This window comes from Deltaproteobacteria bacterium, from assembly GCA_021159305.1.
Taxonomy (GTDB): domain Bacteria; phylum Campylobacterota_A; class Desulfurellia; order JAGGSF01; family JAGGSF01; genus JAGGSF01.
The window spans coordinates 13,614-31,406 of sequence record JAGGSB010000044.1; the positions used below are offsets into that span (position 1 = coordinate 13,614).

The 17,793-nt window shown below is 35.6% G+C and carries 21 protein-coding genes; 4 read left to right on the forward strand and 17 right to left on the reverse strand.

Annotation, left to right across the window (positions count from 1 at the left end; all coding sequences use genetic code 11):
- Positions 1-8: 8 nt before the first annotated feature.
- Genes pal through J7J10_03150 form a run of 3 tightly spaced genes read left to right on the forward strand, consistent with a single transcriptional unit; the run spans position 9 to position 3,156 of the window.
- The gene (gene pal / locus J7J10_03140; protein MCD6129929.1) at positions 9-539 is read left to right on the forward strand and encodes a peptidoglycan-associated lipoprotein Pal; all 531 of its coding nucleotides are present in this window, start codon (positions 9-11) and stop codon (positions 537-539) included.
- A complete protein-coding gene (ybgF, locus tag J7J10_03145) occupies positions 536-1,291 on the forward strand; it encodes a tol-pal system protein YbgF (protein MCD6129930.1) in 756 nt (251 codons plus the stop codon). Before pal ends, ybgF begins: the two co-directional genes overlap by 4 nt.
- Positions 1,291-3,156 (forward strand): 1-deoxy-D-xylulose-5-phosphate synthase, encoded by a 1,866-nt coding sequence (locus J7J10_03150; GenBank protein ID MCD6129931.1) that lies wholly within the window; start codon positions 1,291-1,293, stop codon positions 3,154-3,156. Before ybgF ends, J7J10_03150 begins: the two co-directional genes overlap by 1 nt.
- On the opposite strand, the gene J7J10_03155 is transcribed toward J7J10_03150, so the two are convergent.
- The 17 genes from J7J10_03155 to tatA are packed head-to-tail and all read right to left on the reverse strand — an operon-like array spanning position 3,128 to position 17,138.
- Positions 3,128-3,748, reverse strand: coding sequence for a methyltransferase (locus J7J10_03155; GenBank protein MCD6129932.1), 621 nt, complete (start codon positions 3,746-3,748; stop codon positions 3,128-3,130). The two genes, J7J10_03150 and J7J10_03155, sit on opposite strands and share 29 nt — an antisense overlap.
- A 22-nt stretch (positions 3,749-3,770) precedes the next feature.
- Positions 3,771-4,682: a UDP-3-O-acyl-N-acetylglucosamine deacetylase gene (locus J7J10_03160; GenBank protein MCD6129933.1), complete on the reverse strand. Its 912-nt coding sequence runs from the start codon at positions 4,680-4,682 to the stop codon at positions 3,771-3,773.
- A gap of 11 nt (positions 4,683-4,693) precedes the next feature.
- The gene (gene carA / locus J7J10_03165; protein ID MCD6129934.1) at positions 4,694-5,812 is read right to left on the reverse strand and encodes a glutamine-hydrolyzing carbamoyl-phosphate synthase small subunit; all 1,119 of its coding nucleotides are present in this window, start codon (positions 5,810-5,812) and stop codon (positions 4,694-4,696) included.
- Between the two features lies 1 nt (position 5,813).
- Positions 5,814-6,089 carry a DUF507 family protein gene (locus J7J10_03170; GenBank protein MCD6129935.1) on the reverse strand — a complete coding sequence of 92 codons (276 nt, stop codon included), beginning with the start codon at positions 6,087-6,089 and terminating at the stop codon, positions 5,814-5,816.
- Complete coding sequence (locus tag J7J10_03175; GenBank protein MCD6129936.1) at positions 6,086-6,367, reverse strand: DUF507 family protein; 282 nt, start codon at positions 6,365-6,367, stop codon at positions 6,086-6,088. Before J7J10_03175 ends, J7J10_03170 begins: the two co-directional genes overlap by 4 nt.
- The gene (gene plsY, locus J7J10_03180) at positions 6,364-6,942 is read right to left on the reverse strand and encodes a glycerol-3-phosphate 1-O-acyltransferase PlsY (protein MCD6129937.1); all 579 of its coding nucleotides are present in this window, start codon (positions 6,940-6,942) and stop codon (positions 6,364-6,366) included. Before plsY ends, J7J10_03175 begins: the two co-directional genes overlap by 4 nt.
- Complete coding sequence (ftsZ, locus tag J7J10_03185; GenBank protein ID MCD6129938.1) at positions 6,939-8,024, reverse strand: cell division protein FtsZ; 1,086 nt, start codon at positions 8,022-8,024, stop codon at positions 6,939-6,941. The genes plsY and ftsZ overlap by 4 nt, the downstream gene beginning before the upstream one ends.
- Positions 8,024-9,274, reverse strand: coding sequence for a cell division protein FtsA (gene ftsA, locus J7J10_03190; protein ID MCD6129939.1), 1,251 nt, complete (start codon positions 9,272-9,274; stop codon positions 8,024-8,026). The genes ftsZ and ftsA overlap by 1 nt, the downstream gene beginning before the upstream one ends.
- Positions 9,255-10,019 (reverse strand): FtsQ-type POTRA domain-containing protein, encoded by a 765-nt coding sequence (locus J7J10_03195; GenBank protein MCD6129940.1) that lies wholly within the window; start codon positions 10,017-10,019, stop codon positions 9,255-9,257. The genes ftsA and J7J10_03195 overlap by 20 nt, the downstream gene beginning before the upstream one ends.
- Positions 10,006-10,896, reverse strand: a complete 891-nt coding sequence (locus J7J10_03200; GenBank protein MCD6129941.1) for a D-alanine--D-alanine ligase — start codon at positions 10,894-10,896, stop codon at positions 10,006-10,008. Before J7J10_03200 ends, J7J10_03195 begins: the two co-directional genes overlap by 14 nt.
- Complete coding sequence (murB, locus tag J7J10_03205; protein MCD6129942.1) at positions 10,893-11,771, reverse strand: UDP-N-acetylmuramate dehydrogenase; 879 nt, start codon at positions 11,769-11,771, stop codon at positions 10,893-10,895. Before murB ends, J7J10_03200 begins: the two co-directional genes overlap by 4 nt.
- On the reverse strand, positions 11,729-13,096 hold the full coding sequence (gene murC / locus J7J10_03210) for a UDP-N-acetylmuramate--L-alanine ligase (protein ID MCD6129943.1): 1,368 nt from the start codon (positions 13,094-13,096) through the stop codon (positions 11,729-11,731). The genes murB and murC overlap by 43 nt, the downstream gene beginning before the upstream one ends.
- Positions 13,086-13,880, reverse strand: coding sequence for an indole-3-glycerol phosphate synthase TrpC (gene trpC / locus J7J10_03215; GenBank protein MCD6129944.1), 795 nt, complete (start codon positions 13,878-13,880; stop codon positions 13,086-13,088). The genes murC and trpC overlap by 11 nt, the downstream gene beginning before the upstream one ends.
- Positions 13,855-14,655, reverse strand: coding sequence for a prolipoprotein diacylglyceryl transferase (locus J7J10_03220; protein MCD6129945.1), 801 nt, complete (start codon positions 14,653-14,655; stop codon positions 13,855-13,857). Before J7J10_03220 ends, trpC begins: the two co-directional genes overlap by 26 nt.
- The gene (locus J7J10_03225) at positions 14,652-15,284 is read right to left on the reverse strand and encodes an SPOR domain-containing protein (protein ID MCD6129946.1); all 633 of its coding nucleotides are present in this window, start codon (positions 15,282-15,284) and stop codon (positions 14,652-14,654) included. Before J7J10_03225 ends, J7J10_03220 begins: the two co-directional genes overlap by 4 nt.
- 10 nt (positions 15,285-15,294) lie before the next feature.
- Complete coding sequence (locus tag J7J10_03230; protein ID MCD6129947.1) at positions 15,295-16,917, reverse strand: arginine--tRNA ligase; 1,623 nt, start codon at positions 16,915-16,917, stop codon at positions 15,295-15,297.
- Positions 16,914-17,138: a twin-arginine translocase TatA/TatE family subunit gene (gene tatA / locus J7J10_03235; protein MCD6129948.1), complete on the reverse strand. Its 225-nt coding sequence runs from the start codon at positions 17,136-17,138 to the stop codon at positions 16,914-16,916. Before tatA ends, J7J10_03230 begins: the two co-directional genes overlap by 4 nt.
- Positions 17,139-17,244: 106 nt before the next feature.
- Between tatA and J7J10_03240 the strand changes: the two genes are divergently transcribed.
- The gene (locus tag J7J10_03240) at positions 17,245-17,610 is read left to right on the forward strand and encodes a hypothetical protein (GenBank protein MCD6129949.1); all 366 of its coding nucleotides are present in this window, start codon (positions 17,245-17,247) and stop codon (positions 17,608-17,610) included.
- Positions 17,611-17,793: the final 183 nt, after the last annotated feature.

The window sequence follows — 17,793 nt, forward strand, 5'->3', positions numbered from 1 at the left end:
AGGTAAAAATGCGTAGAATGGGAATAGGTATCGTATGTGTTTTATGTATGTTGCTTGTTGGTTGTGCAGCAGGTAAAAAACAGGTTAAAACTCCATCAACCGTTGCGCCAGGAGAAACTACAGTTCAAGGAGAAGCAATAGGTGTTCCATCTGTAGAGGAAAAGGTACTTACACCACAGGAAGCCTTTGCCAAAGAGGCTAAAGAAGTCTTCATAAATATACATTTTGATTTTGATAAATACAATATTAAACCTGATGATATACCCACTCTAAACAAGATCGTTGCATTTATGAAGAAATATCCAAATACCAAAATTAAAGTTGAAGGAAATTGCGATGAAAGGGGAACAGAAGAGTATAACCTTGCTTTAGGACAGAGAAGAGCAAATGCCGCCTTGAGATATATTGTTGCTCGCGGTATAGCGTCTTCAAGGATAGAAACTGTAAGTTATGGGGAAAGCAAGCCCGTTGATCCTCGTCATTGTGAAGAGGCATGGGCTAAAAACAGAAATGATCATTTTGTGGTGATATCCAAGTGATAAGACATCTGACTATTTTTGTAATATTTATGTTGGGTTTGCCTATTTTGTCCTATGCTCAGCAGAACCCTTATGCACAAGGTGGCATAAAAACTTATACAACTGAACAGCAAACAAGGGATGTAGGACAAAATCAGGCAAATCTCATGCTAAAGTATGAAAACATGTTAATCAAAATAGGAGAATTAACAGGCAAAATAGAGGAATTGAGACATAGCAATGAGTTGTTGCAGAATAAAATTGATAAGATGAATATTAAAATAAGTAATCTTGAAAATGAGATAAGTGTCCTAAAGGGAAGGGCGCATGTTACAACAACAGTTGCTACTCCTCCAAAAATACCTGTTGTCCCCAGCGATGAGAAAAAGGCTGCGTATAGGCTTGACGCCAAAAAAGCTTACGATAAGGCAAAATCAATATTTGATGCGAAAAAGTATGTGAAAGCAATGACTGCATTTAGAGAGTTTAGTAAAAGTTTTCCTGATTCACATTATCTTTCTAATGCTAAGTTTTGGATTGCTGAATGTTATTATAAGTTGGGTGAATACGATAAGGCGATATTGGCTTATGATGAGGTAATAAATAACTATCCAAGTAGCCCAAAGATGCCGGATGCTTATTATAAGGAGGGGTTGTCATTTATAAAATTAGGGGATGATATTGATGGGAGGTTTCTGCTAAAGAAGGTTATAAAGCTTTATCCTGATTCACCTCAAGCAGGGGAAGCACGAAAGATTTTAGAGAAAAAATGATTCTTGATCAAGTAAGCGACCCTCGTGACCTGCGTAATCTTTCTATAGATGATTTAGATATATTGGCTCAGGAGATAAGGGAATTTATTATAGATGTGGTTTCCAGAAATGGTGGACATCTAGCTTCATCGCTGGGGGCCGTTGAGTTAACAGTTGCCTTACATTATGTTTTTGATACTCCTCGAGATAGATTGATATGGGATGTAGGGCATCAGACATATGCACACAAAATTATCACTGGAAGAAAAGATAAATTTCATACACTGAGACAATATGGCGGAATAAGTGGTTTTCCAAAAACGAAAGAAAGTATATACGATTGTTTTAATACCGGTCATTCCAGTACCTCTATCTCTGCAGCGTTGGGAATGGCAGTGGCTAGAGACCTCAGAGGAACCAACGAAAAGAGTATAGCTGTTGTAGGGGATGGTGCGTTGAATGCAGGACTTGCCTATGAGGCCTTGAGCAATGCGGGAACAATAGATACAGATCTGATCGTTGTCTTAAATGATAATGAAATGTCTATTTCTCCTACTGTAGGTGCTATAGCTTATCTCTTATCAAAAAAAATGTCTGGTCCTATTTATAGTGTCTTCAGGAAAGAAGTGGAAAAAATGCTAAAAGCGATGCCACTTTTTAATGAACCATTCTTGAAATTTGCAAAGAAATTAGAAGAATCTTTAAAGTTTTTCTCTCCTGGCATCTGGTTTGAGGAATTTGGTTTTAAGTATTTTGGACCGATAAAGGGACACAATATAAGCGAACTTGTGAATATTTTTAACAATGTGAAAAAACTAAGAGGTCCTATTTTAGTACATGTAATAACCAGGAAAGGAAAAGGATATTATCCGGCTGAAAAAAATCCATCTGCTTTTCATGGTGTGGGTAAATTCAATGTAGAAACAGGCGAGATATTCAAAACGGGTCCTGCTTCCTATTCTTCTTCTTTTGCTGAAGCTTTAATGGGTGAATTTGATATAGACAAGACGGTTGTAGCTATAACGGCAGCTATGCTTATGGGCACCGGTTTAGATAAAGTAAAAAAGATCTATCCCGATAGGGTATTCGATGTGGGCATAGCAGAGCAGCATGCAGTTACCTTTTCTGCGGGGTTAGCTTCCAGAGGGATAAAACCTGTGGTTGTTATATATTCTACATTTTTGCAAAGGGCTTATGATCAGGTGATACATGATGTCGCCTTACAAAACCTTAATGTAACATTCGCTATAGATAGGGCAGGGCTGGTAGGTGAAGACGGGGAAACACATCAGGGTGTTTTTGATTTAAGTTATCTTAGGGTTATTCCCAATTTTGTTTTAGCTGTACCTAAGGATATAAGGGAATTGAAGAAAATGTTACATTTAGGCCTAACATATGATGGTCCTTTTGCCTTCAGATATCCACGCGGTAAAGCAGTAGATTTAGGAGAAGATTGGGATGAGGCATTTTCCATCGGTGAAGCGCAGATAATAAATAAAGGAAAGGATGCAGTAATTTTAGCAGCTGGCAATACGGTAGAAAAAGCGATGAATGTCATATCCTCCTTAAAGAAAAAGAATATCAACCCTACATTGATCAATATTCGTTTTATCAAGCCCTTAGATGATGAAATTATCTTAGATGCAATTTATAAAGCGAAATTCGTAATGATAGTGGAGGAAAATGCATGCATAGGTGGGCTGGGAGATGCCATTTTAGAACTTATGTATCATAATAATATACATAACAAAATAGTTAAGCATATTGCCGTACCTGATAGATTTATAAAACATGGAAAGATAGAAGAGCTGGAAAAAGAATGCGGTATAACCGAAGAAAACATATACAACACACTAATCAACTGGTATAGAGTGGAATTTCCATAGTTGTGTTATCCTGGGTATTGTATGTAGATTCTATAAGAACAGTAAAAGCATTCTTCTTTTGACTGCCATATATAGCTTTTAATCTCTTTACACCAAAATGATATTTTCTCAATAAAATAAAGACATCCACTAATCTTTGAGGAGAGATACACATATAAAACAGAGACCTTTCCTTAAGGAGAATACATGCTTCTTTGATAATGCCTTCCAACTGTTCAATTTTACAGGAGCGGGCAAGCCTTTTCTGTGCATAGGGTGAAATGCGGTTCTTTTTTTCGTCAAAATAGGGGGGATTGCATACAACAAGGTCTATTGTATTTGGTGCAATAAACTTATGAGCATCCTCTATCCAGCATTGAACGGCAGTTATATTGTCTATTTCTTTTTCCTGTATATTCGTCTCTAATTTTTGGAAGCTTTCTTCTTCACATTCTATAGCAAATATTTTGGACTTTGGAAAACGGGCGGATAGAAGAATAGAAATGATACCGCAACCTGCACCCAAATCCACTATTGTTTTATAATCTTTATTTTTTATAAAATCTTTTAATAAGAAGGGTTCTTCAGAAAACCTGTATTTTCCCTGCTGCATAAAGTTTACATAATGTAAATTATCAGAAGGTAAATTCTTTCTGCAAATTTACACCCTGCAAAACAAAATCTTCTTTCACTGTTTGATTAACCAAGCACCAGGCATCCGGATATTGAATTAGCTTTTTCACAATTTCATTATTTAATGTATGTCCAGATTTATAAGCAATAAATCTACCTCTTATATCATACCATAATTGAGATATGTCACCTATTGCATCTAAAATTTTATGCCTTACGAATTCGTCTTCGTATCGCAAGCCATCCTCATTGAGTATTTTATATTTATCTACAACTACAGCATTATCCAATGACCCGCCCAAAGCTAAATTATGTGATTGAAGGTATTCAACATCTTCCAAAAAACCAAATGTTCTTGCACTACTGATCTCGTTTATAAATGTTTTTTCATTGATGTTAATATTCACCTTTTGTCTACTAATTATAGAGTGATTAAAGTTTATCGCATAACTAACCTTAAAACCTCTGTCTGGAACCATAGCTACGAATTTTCCATTTTCTCTTATATATACCGCTTTCTTGAGGATAAGCATAGGCTTTGGCCTGTCTTGTTTTCTAATACCCGCATTTTTTATGATATAGACAAAAGGAGAAGCACTGCCATCCATGATGGGGATTTCTTCGTTGTCGATCTCTACCAACACATTATCTATCTTTAGCGCCCACAATGCGGCAACTAAATGTTCCACTGTTCTCACAACTACGCCGTTTTCTCCTATTGTAGTTGACAATTTAGTACTAACCACACTGTTAGGCTTGAATCTTATTGTTGGGATGTGAGGAAGATCGACCCTTACAAATTGTACACCACTATTTTCTACAGCGGGTTTTAGCTTTATAGTAACCTTCTTGCCAGAGTGAAGACCAATGCCCGTAATTTCTGCCCCATGTTTTATGGTTTGTTGTTTTCTCATTTGTTACTCCTTTACTCGACCATTGCGTAAAACTTGTTAAACAATGTTTGTGTGTCATGCGGACCAGGAGAGTTTTCCGGGTGATATTGAACGGAAAATATAGGCAGGTTCTTATGTTTCATTCCTTCTACCGTCCCATCGTTTAAATTTATATGTGTAGTCTCAAACCCTTTTTTTATAGCATCTTTTTCATCTATTGCATAGTTGTGATTCTGAGCTGTTATATCTATTTTGCCTGTTTTTATATTCTTTACGGGCTGATTTCCTCCATGATGACCGAATTTCATTTTGAGTATTCTTATATTGAAGATACGGGCAATGATTTGATGTCCAAAACATATGCCCATTGTGGGAAAATGCAATACCAGTTGTTTCAAGTTTTCAATATATTTTTGATCAATGCTATTGGGGTCTCCCGGACCATTAGAGAGAAGTATCGCATCTACTTTTTGTTTTTTTACCTCTTCCCATTTTGTGTATGCAGGAAATACATACACATCAAACCCTACATTCCACAGGTGCCTTAATATGTTTTTCTTTATTCCAAAGTCGTATACAGCTATCCTTTTTCTTTCTTTAATGTTTGATGTATTTTTAAATCCTCTATATGCTGTCCACAATCCTTCCTTCCATCTATAGGGTTCCTTGCAGGTTACATATTGCACCAGGTCCCTTCCTACAATATCCGGGTATGCCTTTAGTGTTTTAGTAAGCTGTCCTATATCGTCTGTTTCGCTGGATATTATGCCTTTTAAGGAACCATAATTTCTTATGACTTTGGTGAGTTTTCTTGTATCTATATTGCTAATTCCCACGACATCATGAGATTTAAGAAAATCATCAAGTGTGCTCTTTGCTCGGAAATTGGAAGGAACTTGCCAATTTTCCTTAATTATAAATCCTTGCGCCCATATCTTTGACGATTCAACATCTTCTTCATTTATGCCATAATTCCCAATTTCCGGATAGGTCATGGTGATAATTTGCCCTTTATATGATGGATCGGTAAGTATTTCCTGATATCCTGTCATACTGGTATTAAATATAACTTCACCCACCGTTGTTCCTTTTTTACCGAGAAGTTTTCCTTCCCATATTTTTCTATTTTCCAAAACAAGCACCGCTTTCATTTTATAACATTTTCTTATTTATTTCTACCTCAGATAATCTATCATATGTTACTTCCCACTCTGCGCTGCCAGGTATGAGTTTTTTCATCCGTTCAATCTTTTTCATAACCGTTTCATGTACTTCATCCTCTAAAGAAAAATAACTCTCTATAACCTGTTCTGTACTTTCTCTTATTATACTTTCATCTACTAAATATGAACATGCATCTTCTTCTTTAAGTTTTTCTACAATCATTCTGGATAACTTTCTTGTTCTGTCCTTGCTATATCTTCTCACAATATAAAGTTCTCTTTCTTTGCTATTTTTCTCTTAGCCATAATAAACAATCTCGATTGATCAATCTGCTCCCCTTCGATCTGGTCTTTAAATTGTTTCAACAATTCTCTCGTTTCCTGTTCTATTTCCCTCTCCTTGTCTGCATCTTCCTTCAACACCTGTGCGACAAGTTCTTTTATTGCAGATCTTTCTTTTTTTAAATGAATGAACCCTTCTTTTATTAGTTTGTTTACTATTTTATCTGCTATAAAATCTATTTCTCTCGTTTTCAGTGTCATGACTGCAGTCTCTTTTCTTTCTTTGCTATCAATCTTTTTATGTTCGGAAGATGCTTTATTATCATAAGCACACACAAAAAAGATACAGCACAATTTATCATAACTGCTGAAGGATAGAGAACCCACGCTAAAGCAGAAGTTGCAGTATAGGAGATCAATGCACTAAGAGAAGAGAAGCGAAACAAGAGAAAAATAATTATCCACAAAAACAAACCTATGCAAGCGGCAATAGGCACTGCAACAAGTGAAACACCATAGGTTGTAGCTACCCCCTTTCCTCCTTTGAATCTTAGAAAAACGGAAAAATCATGTCCCAAGACAGCTGAAATGAGGCTAACAAACAATGCTTGAGGCATGCAAGTAAAGGTAAGAAAAGCAGCGCATACACCTTTAAGCATATCTAATATAAGCACAATCAGCCCTTCTTTTTTTCCTACTGAGCGGAAAATATTGGTAGCACCAATATTCCCACTGCCCGATTTTCTAATATCTATTCCTTTCCTCTTAGCGGCAATAAAACCAAAAGGTATACTTCCAATAATATAAGAGCATAAAAAGACAAGCAGAAAATTCACTTTCCTTCCCTTTTGTGTATACCTTTTCTTATGAATGTTGGTATATCCAATTTATCTTCAAATGTTTTTATAGGCACCTTTTTTTCTATATTTTCTATACGGCTTTTCCTCAATCTAAAGACAGGTGCTTTCTTTCCTTCAAATCCTGTAGCGATGATGGTAACTCTTATCTTGTCATTCATTGCGTTGTTTATAATTACGCCAAATTTGAAATTTACACTTTCACTAATCACATCTTCTATAATATCAGTTATTTCCCTTAGTTCGTGCAATCCAAATGTTTCACTAGCAGTAATGTTCATCAAAATGCCTTTAGCTTCCCCAATATTTACATCATTCAATAGAGGGTTGGAAATAGCCGCTTCTGTGGCAATCCTTGCTCTATTTTCACCCGACGCTTCTCCTACACCCATCAGTGCTCTGCCCTTTTCAGACATAACTGTTCTCACATCGGCGAAATCTGGATTTACCAATCCGGGCATATTTACTAAATCAGTAACGCCTTGCACTGCTTGTCTTAAAACATCGTCCACCATTTTAAATGCTTCTAATAATGAGGTTTCTTTACCAGCAATTTCGAACAATTTCTGATTTGGAATAACAATAGTGCTGTCTACAATTTCTGTTATTTCTTCAATCCCCCGTTCAGCTACTTTTGCTCTTTGCCTTCCTTCAAATTCGAATGGTTTTGTTATTACCCCTACAGTTAGTATTCCGTTGTCTTTGGCTAATTTGGCAATTACAGGTGATGCACCTGTGCCCGTGCCTCCACCCATACCGGCTGTTATAAACAGCATATCTGTACCTTTGATATTTTCCGTTAAGCTTTCTATGTCTTCTAAAGCTGCATCCCTTCCTATTTCTGGATTAGAGCCCGCGCCCAACCCGCGAGTAAGATTTTTTCCTATTTGCACCTTTGTAGGGGCAGTAGACATAGAAAGAACTTGTGCATCTGTATTTACGGCGATGAATTCTATATCTTTTAAATCTGCTTGTATCATATTGTTAATAGCATTACTGCCTCCCCCGCCTACGCCTACGCCTTTTATTATAGCACCTTTCTTTGTTCCTTCATCATTCATTAGAATGACTCCTTTAGCCAATTTTTCGCCTGGTTAAACATTCTGCTGACCCAATTTTTTATTTTCTCACTATCATACCTTTCCTCATTATAATAAGTAGAACCATTTTCTTTTTCCAGTCCATTCATTGCTAATCCTGCAGCAGTAGAATAAGAGGGATTGTCTATCGCTTCTTTAAGACCACTAATATTGTAAGGATTGCCGATTCTCACCGGCATAGCAAATATCTCTTCAGCTATTTCAGAAAGACCTATAAGTTGAGAAGATCCTCCTGTAATTACCAACCCTGCCCCCAAAGTGTGTCCTTCTGTCTTTTTTAACCCTTCTTTAATCATCAAGCATATTTCTTCCACCCGCGCTTCCACAATTTCCGTTAATAGATGCTGAGAAACAGAGTGCGAACTGTCTTTCCCTATATTCTGTATTTCTATTTCTTTTTCTTCTTCTATAAGGGATGGATAAGCACATCCATACCTAAGTTTGATGTGTTCGGCGTTTTTCAGTGAAGTTCTTAATCCCAAAGCTATATCATTTGTTATATATGCACCACCTATATTTAATGAAGAAACATATCTTATACTACCATTATTAAATATTGCAATATTTGTTGTTTTCCCACCTATATCCACTAAAGCAACCCCTAATTCTATTTCTTCTGGATAAAGAACAGCCCTACTGGATGCAATGGGTTCTAAGATAATATCTTTTACTTTTAAGTCGCTTTCTTGGCAGCTTTTTATTATGTTTTGGACACATACCATTAGCCCTGTAATTATATATACCTTTGCTTCTAATCGCATACCCATTATACCCAAAGGATCCTTTATCCCTTCTTGACCATCTACAATAAACTCCTGTGGTATTATGTGAAGAATATACCTTCCAGGAGAGGCAATTACTGTCTTTGCTCCATCCATCACTCTCTTCACATCGGATACGGATATCTCTTTGTTTTTAACCGCTACCACACTGCTGCTACTTAGCGTTTTGATGTGATTGCCCGAAATACCTACATAGACCTCGTTTATTTTGTTGCCGGACATCCTTTCTGCTTGATGCACCGCACCTTTAATGGATGCTACCATTTGATCCATGTTTACCACTACCCCGTTTTTTAGAGCTTGTGATTCTTTTTTGCCGATGCCAATGACCTTTAAACTTCCTTCTTTTGTTTGTTCTCCCACAACAGCGCATGTCTTTGTCGTGCCAATATCCAGCCCTACTACAAATTTATCTGTTTTCTTTGCCATGTCTTCTCCACTTTATTACTACCACTTTCTTGTAGCAAGCATTCACTAAATAAATATCCTTTTTCTTTGTTATTAAATCACTCCATATTTTGTTTAAGTTGTCAACATGTCTCTTGTTGCAATGGGAAGGATCAAAAGCGATATCTATACCACATTTCATGTTTACAACCATGTAATGATCAGAAAGGAGTTTCACATAATTTATACCTCCCAGCTTGTTTTCTATGTGCTTGCATTGTTCATATATGCTTTTGTACATTCTACTGTTTATATTATTAACCATTTGTTTAACAATTAGTAACCTGGATATATCTATAGGTAATGATGAACGATAAAGATCTATTATATTGCCATTTCTATCCAGGAGATAATGTTTGTTTTTTATCTCTGATATGATGCATGGTTTTTTCTCTTCTATATCGATAACAAGGGTATGGGGAAAAATTTTTGTAATCCTTACCTTCTCTACCCATTTTTTTCTACTTAATTTGTTGTATATTTCGTCTTTGTTTACTTTAAGCAATGAGGCGTTTATGCTCAAGTCATTGAAAAGTTCATCTTTGGACAAAACCCTAACTCCTTTTACATACACATGAGTAACTTTTAAAATATCAGGAAGTTTCTTTGATGCTACATCAACTGCTATTAGTGTAACTATTAAGATTATAAAAATCAATATTAAAATTATTACTTTTAAAAAGGGTTTTTGTCTTCTTTTTCTCGGTAAATCTTTATAGTCTTTCATTTACGCTTTGTAGAATAACTTGAGTCATATCTTCAAAGCTGTATCCTTTTACATCGGCTGCTTTGGGAAACAAGCTAGTTTCTGTCATACCTGGTATAGTATTTACTTCTAATATATAAGGGATATTCCCTTCACTCAACATCATGTCTATACGGGCCATGCCTCTGCAATTCAGTATCTTGTAGATTTTAAGAGCAATGTTTTCACATAGCTTTTTTGTTATTTCTGGTAACGCTGCAGGAATGATGTATTCTGTAGAGCCTAATGTATATTTGTTGTGATAATTATAAAAGCCGTGATGTGGTTTTATCTCTATAATGGGTAAAATTTCACCATTGAGTATGCTTACAGTTAGTTCCTTTCCGAAAATAGCCTGCTCAATGAGTAGAGTTTCGTACCTATTTAATAATTTATTTATGGTTTGTTGTAGCTCTTTTTTATTATATACAAAACATACATCAACACTCGAACCTTCTTCTCGCGGCTTTATGACCGCAGGAAAACAATTCCATGAATAATCACCTTTTTTTTCTATAAGGGCGAATTTTGTTGTGGGTATATTATAATGTGAAAGAAGAATCTTTGTTAAAAATTTATCCATAGCTAATATGCTTGCTTTTTTGCCAGATCCTGTATAGGGAATAGAAAACATATCTAAGGCTGCCTGCAGAGTTCCATTTTCTCCATCCCCGCCATGAAGGGCAATAAAAACAGCATCAGCTTTACCTTCTATAATTTTTTCCAAGCATCTCTCTGCGCAGTCAATTTTGCAAACATCATATCCTTTTTTAGAGAGTGCATTGCAAACAGCTTCCCCTGTGCGGAGAGAGACCTCTCTTTCATTTGTTTTCCCACCACATACCACTGCTATTTTCATACGATGATTATCTCCTCTTCTAAGGAAATACCAAATTTTTCATAAACAGCTTTTTTTGCAAGTTCTATTAGTTTCACAACATCTTCGAATGTTGCTTTGCCGCGATTGATAAAGATATTAGCATGTTTCAAAGACACCTGTGCATCACCGATCGTATAACCTTTTAACCCTGCTTTTTCAATTAACAATCCAGCAGGTGCATTTTTCGTGTTTTTAAAGATACAACCTGCTGAAGGTTCCTGCGGTATGCTATTTTTTCTCCTGTTTAAAAGGAAATCTACTCTCGTTACAATCTTTTCTCTTTTGCCTTTTGTAAAATTTTTAAGGTGTATCTCGTATATTATTGCTTCTTTATGTATATCAATATGTCTATAAGTGGGATGTAAATCTTCTCTGTCAAGATAGTGCTCTTTGTCTCTATCATATATCTTTACACCCTGCAAAAAATCGGCAATACAGCTTCCGAAAGCACCACCATTCATGAATGTTATGCCAGCCATCGTGCCGGGGATGCCTGCCAAAAATTCTAATCCTTGAACCTCATTTTTTATACACCATTTTAAAAGTTCCCTGGTTGTAGTTGCTCCTCCGACCACAATTTTATCACCTTCCATAAAGATATAAGAAAAACTCTTTCCTAATTTCGCAAAGATGTATTTTTTAATGTTGTTTGAGAAAAGCAACTTGCTGCCATTGCCAATATAGAATATTTTCCGTTTTGAACTGTATAATCTTTCAAAATCCTGAAGGGTTTCCAACCATATTAAATCGGCATTGCCACCAATGTTTATTGTGGTAAAAGAAGATAAGTTGATGTTTTCTTCTATTTTCACTATTGTTTTAGTTTGCAGAGAAGATCGATTCCCGTTTTCCATATATCTCCAGCCCCCAATGTGATCACCATATCCCCTTCTTTTAACTCTTCCATTACCGTGTTTATCAATCCATTATCTCTTCTTACATAAGTACAATCTCTGTATTTGTTAATTGCTTTTCCTAATTCTGCTGCAGTTATACCGTCAATGGGTTTCTCGCCTGCCGAATAGATATCTGTTATAAAAACCTTGTTTGCTTTTTCAAAAGCAGTTGTAAATTTGCCAAACAATCCTTTTACTCTTGTATATCTGTGTGGCTGAAAAAGAGCGACAATACGACTGTTGTTTATTTCACTTGCCGCACTTAGTGTTGCCTTTATCTCTTCGGGATGATGAGCATAATCATCTACTATCGTTACACCCTTTTCTCTACCCACTATGGTAAATCTTCTCTTTACTCCCTTAAAAGATTCCAATGATCTTTTGATTATTCTTGTGTCTATACCCAAAGAATGTGCAATGAAGATTGCGGGCAAGGCGTTGGAAATATTATGGATACCTGGTATATTTAGTGTAAATGTACCCAAACTTTTATCCTTGATATATACATCAAAGATATGACCAGGATTTTTTGTATGTATGTTTTTTACACATATATCTCCATTAGTTAAAGAGTACTTAAATACATTGCATCTTGCTTCTTTACTTGTCGAAAGCGCTAACGGATTGTCAGCGTTGACTATTAAATAGCCACTTTCCTGAGTATTATTTATGAAGGATAAAAATGCTTTTTGCTCATTTTCCATAGTTTTGTAAAAATTCAAATGATCATCATCAATATTGGTAATAACACTTATAAATGGATGAAGGCGTGTGAAGCCACAATCACTCTCATCTGCTTCTGTTATCATCCACTCACTCTTTCCTATATAAGCATTACTATTTGTGTTGAACATTTTTCCACCTATCATTGTCGTAATATCGTAATCCGCACTTTTCATAATGTAAGCAAGGATTGCTGTAGCGGTAGTTTTCCCATGAGAACCAGAAATGGCAATACCTTTCTTCTTGTTGAAGATGAGAGATAGGAAATTTGCCCTTTTTAATGTAGGAATATTCAACTCCCCTGCCCTCTTTAATTCCACATTGTCAGGTGGAATAGCAGAGGAATATACAATCAATTGGATGTCTTTATTTATATTATTTGAACAATGTCCTATGTTAATACTTATTCCCGTTTTTCTTAAATCCTGGGTATATCCATTTTCCATAATATCTGATCCAAAAACCCTACAATCTCTGTTTTGAACTATTCTTGCTAAGCTGCTCATTCCTACTCCGCCAATACCTATAAAGTATATATTTTTTATATTTTTAATTTCCATAGATAAGTCCCTTTAGCCTCTCACCTATCGTTTTTTCACCGGGCTCCATAAGATATTCACCAACCAGGAAACAATTGATACCCGCTGTTTGCTTCAAATATTCAATGTCTTTTCTGCTTTTTATACCACTTTCCGCTACTATTATTTTATCGGAGGGAATTTTTGAGGCGAGCCTTACACTATTTTCTATATCTACTTTCAATGTTTGTAGATTTCTGTTGTTTATTCCTATAATTTTTGCATCTGTAGAGAGAATTTTTTCCAAATCTTCTTCATCATAAGCTTCGCACAAAGCGGACATATCAAAATGATGTAGCATGACCAAAAATTTGCTCAATTCTTCCTGCGTAAGTATCTTGGCGATGAGAAGAACACAATCTGCTTCATAACTGCAAGATTCATAGATCTGGTATTCATCAAAAATAAAATCTTTCCGCAAAATTGGTATATCTACACTTCTCTTTACCATAGTCATTTCCTCTACATCACCACCAAAAAAGTGATGGTCTGTGAGGACAGATATAGCACTTGCTCCATCTTTTTCATACTCTATGGCTATATCCATTGGGTCTATATTTTTATTTATATAGCCTCTTGAGGGGGATTTTCTCTTTATCTCAGCGATGATATTGATTCGTTCCTTCCCCTTTAATAATCCTACCATGTCTTTAGCTTTAGGTTGATCGGAAAGTAAACTTAATCCCTTTATCATTATATCAAGTGAAATTTCTCTTTTTCTTTTCTCTAATTCTTTCTTTTTATAATTGATGATTTCTTCTAACATTCTTCCTCCACACAGAAATTATGGCAACAACACCAATCACAAACATAATCCCTGAAAGTATTTGACCCACAGTAAAAAAAGCAAACACAAACCCCATTTGTGGGTCAGGTTCTCTGAAAAACTCAATCATAAATCTAAAAAAACCATACAATATTATAAATAACCAAAATAAAGCACCTTTAATATTCAGCAGTTTATTCCTTGATAAATCTAAAATCAAGAATATTACTATACCTTCAAAAAAAGCTTCATACAATTGCGAGGGATGGCGTAAGGTTGAGTCCACCTGAGGAAATACCATGCCCCAGGGGAGATTGGTAGTGCGGCCACAAAGCTCACCATTGATGAAATTAGCTATTCTTCCTAAGAATAATCCAATAGGGATAATAAGCACTATTCTATCTGCTATGCTATAAGCATTAATCTTTTTATAAGAGCAAAAGATAAGACCCATTATAACAAAACCTATTAATCCTCCATGAAAAGACATCCCTCCTTCCCATATAAACAGCATATGCAAAGGATGAGAGATATAATAATTAAGATTGTATATCAATATGTATCCTATTCTACCTCCACCTATCACTCCTATTATGCTGTATAAAAAAAGTGTGTCTACATCTTTTACAAGTAGCGGGATTTTTCTTTTTTTTGCTAATATATAGATATAAATATAGCCTATAGTAAAACTGACAACATATGCAAGTCCATACCATTTGACACTAAATGGACCTAAGCGGATGATGGCAGGATTTATATGGGGATAGGGGATCATTCTTTTCTTATTATGGGAGTACTTTTAAGGTGATATTTTTGCTTCATTAATTGGGCAATCTGCCTGGCTTTTTCGAGATTTGGAATTTGTATAATATATACCCTGGTATATTCTTTCCCCCTGACTTTTACTTTTTTTAACCTTACTTTGTATCCTTGTTTTCCTAATTTATTCATAATATTTAAAGCATTGTCTTCACTGCTGCAGGAGATAATTTGGATTGTATAATTCCCTACATGTGGAATTTTTCGCGCAGCAGGAACTGCCTTCCTTCCCTTTTCTGATATTGCTATTTCCTTCTTTTTCTCTTCTTCTAATGTTTGTTCTTCTGCTGCTTCTGTGACCTCTTCTGGTGGTTTTACCACTGTTATTTCCTTTTCCTGTGGCTTTTCTACAACCTCTTCGGCCGGGCTTACTGCCTCTGCCTTCTTCTTTTCTTCGCCTATTATCTGGATGTTTTCTTTGGCTACTTTTCCTGTCTGTGGTGTTTTTATCTTAGACTCTACAAATAATCCAACCACAAATCCTATTATAAATGCTATAATAAACACCGATAAAAAACGAAAAAAATTACTTTGGGATTTACTTCTACCTATTAAATCTGAAATTTCCTGTTTTCTTTCATCCATTTTTTTCCTCCTACATTTGTTTGGGAGCTGAAACACCGATTAATGATAATCCCGTTGATATTGCTTTTTTGGTAATATCGATAAGTTTAAACCTGCTTTGCATAATTTCTTCTTCCGCTCCAATAACACGCTGATGATTGTAAAACTGGTGAAAAGCACAAGCAATATTTATAAGACTTTTTACTACATAAAAAGGTTCTAATTCTTGAACAGATTTATCTATAGCCTCCCTTAGTATAAGAAGTTCTTTTACAATATTTTTTTCCTCTTCTGTTTTTAATATGTAATTGTCCACATTCTTTTTAATGTTTATTTTTTTCCTTTTTGCCTGTTCAAATATATTGCATATTCTGGCATGCGCATATTGCACATAGTATACAGGATTGTCCATAGATTGCTCTTTGGCTATTTGAATATCAAAATCTAAATGGGTATTGGTGGACTTTGTCAAAAACATAAAACGGCATGCATCTACCCCTACCTCTTCTATTACATCCCTTAGCGTTTCAAATTGTCCTCCCCTGGTAGACATGGATATTCTCTCTCCTTTTTCCAATAGGTTAACCAACTGTACAAGGATGATATGAAGCTTGCAGTCCTCTGGCGAAAGTGCATTGTAAGCAGCCATTATTCTATTTACATATCCATGATGATCTGCACCCCATATATCAATCAGCTCATCATAGTTGCGACTTAATTTGTTTTGGTGGTAAGCTATGTCGCTGGCAAAATAGGTATAGCTTCCATCGCTTTTCTTCAATACTCGGTCTTTGTCATCGCCAAAACTCGTAGATTTAAACCATAGAGCATTATCTTTGTAATAGGTAAGATTTTTCTCTTTAAGATAATCTATCGCTTTTTCAATTTGATCAGGATAAAGAGAAATCTCATGAAAATAATTTGTGAAATTAATGCGAAATTCTTTCAAATCATTTTTTATGTCTTCCATTATGGTATTTGATGCATACTCTGCACATATCTTTACCGCTTCTTTTTCTTCTTTTTCCAGAAGACTTTTGCTTTCTCGCTGATAGATGTTTTGAGCAATGTCTTTTATATAATCTCCTTTGTATCCATACTCTGGAAATGAAATTTTCTCCCCGCAGATTTCTCTATATCGGAAAAACACAGATTCGCCCAGGGTTTGTATTTGATTACCTGCATCGTTTATATAGTATTCTTTTTCTACCGTATGACCGCAGAAAGACAGTATGCGAGAAAGCGCATCACCAATCGCTGCTCCTCTCCCATGTCCAACATGCAGAGGGCCAGTAGGATTTGCACTAACAAACTCAATCTGTATCCTTTTCCCTTGCACGTCTGGTTTAAAAAATACCTCGCCTTTTTGCAATAGTTCTTTAAATATATTTATATACATCTCATCCGATAAGAAAAGGTTTATAAATCCCGGCTTTACTACCTCCACCTTGCTGAACATACTGTCCTTTCTCAACTTCCGAGCAATTACCTCTCCTATCTCTAACGGTGGTTGGTGCGCCTGTTTGGAGAGAACCATAGCTATATTGGTAGCGAGGTCGCCAAATTCTCTTTGTTTGCTATATTCTACGTTAAATTCTACATCTCCCCACTCTTTGGATGCCTCTTTAATTACATGGTATAGCTTTTTTTTCACTTAGTATCCTTTTTCTCCAGCTTTTCTGCTTCAACTTCCTCATTTTTAGGATTGTTATCCTCTTTTTTTACATCTTCTTCGTTGATTTCCTTCATTGATTTTTTAAAACTCTTTATTCCCTTGCCCAATCCTGATCCTATCTCCGGTAATTTCTTTGCCCCAAAGATTATTATGACTATGATCAGTATAGGGATGAGTTCTTGCCAACTGGGCATAAACATAACAACACCTCCGCTTTTTAAAGCCATTCTAATCCCACCTTCATTTAAAGTCAACTTTGGTTGACAACAACGGGAACTTATCTATAATCTGATCCATGGAGTGAAAATGAAAACATATAGAGGAAAAGTGGAAAATGGGGAGAAAGTAATAAATGTAAGTGAAGGAGAAAAGGAATATTCACTGGAATATAGTAACCCCTTCCTTGTTAAAAGATGCAATTCTGAAGATTTTGATTGGGGATGTGGAAGTGCAAAAGCGGCAAATACTGCATTGGCAATCTTGATCGATTGTCTTGGGTATGTGAAGGCTGTGCAGCTTTATCAGGCTTTCAAGTGGAAATTTGTTGCGAAGTGGGATGAAGAATGGTCTATTACTCAAGATGAAATAGAGGGATGGGCAAAACCAAAAATGAAATCATTTAGTTCTTTCGTAGAAAAACCAAAAAGACTCAAAATTCACGAAAATAAATAACCCCGCTAAACATGGTTGATGGTTGATGGTTTTTTCTAAACGCATAATATTTCATATTTTCTTAACATAAATTTTCATAATGCGACGGAAAAAGAAAGAGAGAAAATCTTGTATTCTCATCTCCCGCATTAGATAAAAAGGCGTATAGAAAATAGTTTATAAAAAGTGTTAAGAAAATAGAAT

Excerpts from the sequence above, each read along its gene's own strand:
- J7J10_03160 (MCD6129933.1), bottom strand. The coding sequence starts at position 4,682 with ATGAGAAAACAACAAACCATAAAACATGGGGCAGAAATTACGGGCATT.
- J7J10_03155 (MCD6129932.1), bottom strand. The coding sequence starts at position 3,748 with ATGCAGCAGGGAAAATACAGGTTTTCTGAAGAACCCTTCTTATTAAAA.
- ftsA (MCD6129939.1), bottom strand. The coding sequence starts at position 9,274 with ATGGCAAAGAAAACAGATAAATTTGTAGTAGGGCTGGATATTGGCACG.
- J7J10_03225 (MCD6129946.1), bottom strand. The coding sequence starts at position 15,284 with ATGGATGAAAGAAAACAGGAAATTTCAGATTTAATAGGTAGAAGTAAA.
- trpC (MCD6129944.1), bottom strand. The coding sequence starts at position 13,880 with ATGTTAGAAGAAATCATCAATTATAAAAAGAAAGAATTAGAGAAAAGA.
- J7J10_03240 (MCD6129949.1), top strand. The coding sequence starts at position 17,245 with ATGAAAACATATAGAGGAAAAGTGGAAAATGGGGAGAAAGTAATAAAT.
- murC (MCD6129943.1), bottom strand. The coding sequence starts at position 13,096 with ATGGAAATTAAAAATATAAAAAATATATACTTTATAGGTATTGGCGGA.
- carA (MCD6129934.1), bottom strand. The coding sequence starts at position 5,812 with ATGAAAGCGGTGCTTGTTTTGGAAAATAGAAAAATATGGGAAGGAAAA.
- ftsZ (MCD6129938.1), bottom strand. The coding sequence starts at position 8,024 with ATGAATGATGAAGGAACAAAGAAAGGTGCTATAATAAAAGGCGTAGGC.
- tatA (MCD6129948.1), bottom strand. The coding sequence starts at position 17,138 with ATGTTTATGCCCAGTTGGCAAGAACTCATCCCTATACTGATCATAGTC.
- murB (MCD6129942.1), bottom strand. The coding sequence starts at position 11,771 with ATGGAAAACGGGAATCGATCTTCTCTGCAAACTAAAACAATAGTGAAA.
- J7J10_03195 (MCD6129940.1), bottom strand. The coding sequence starts at position 10,019 with ATGAAAGACTATAAAGATTTACCGAGAAAAAGAAGACAAAAACCCTTT.
- J7J10_03220 (MCD6129945.1), bottom strand. The coding sequence starts at position 14,655 with ATGATCCCCTATCCCCATATAAATCCTGCCATCATCCGCTTAGGTCCA.
- J7J10_03200 (MCD6129941.1), bottom strand. The coding sequence starts at position 10,896 with ATGAAAATAGCAGTGGTATGTGGTGGGAAAACAAATGAAAGAGAGGTC.
- J7J10_03175 (MCD6129936.1), bottom strand. The coding sequence starts at position 6,367 with ATGACACTGAAAACGAGAGAAATAGATTTTATAGCAGATAAAATAGTA.
- pal (MCD6129929.1), top strand. The coding sequence starts at position 9 with ATGCGTAGAATGGGAATAGGTATCGTATGTGTTTTATGTATGTTGCTT.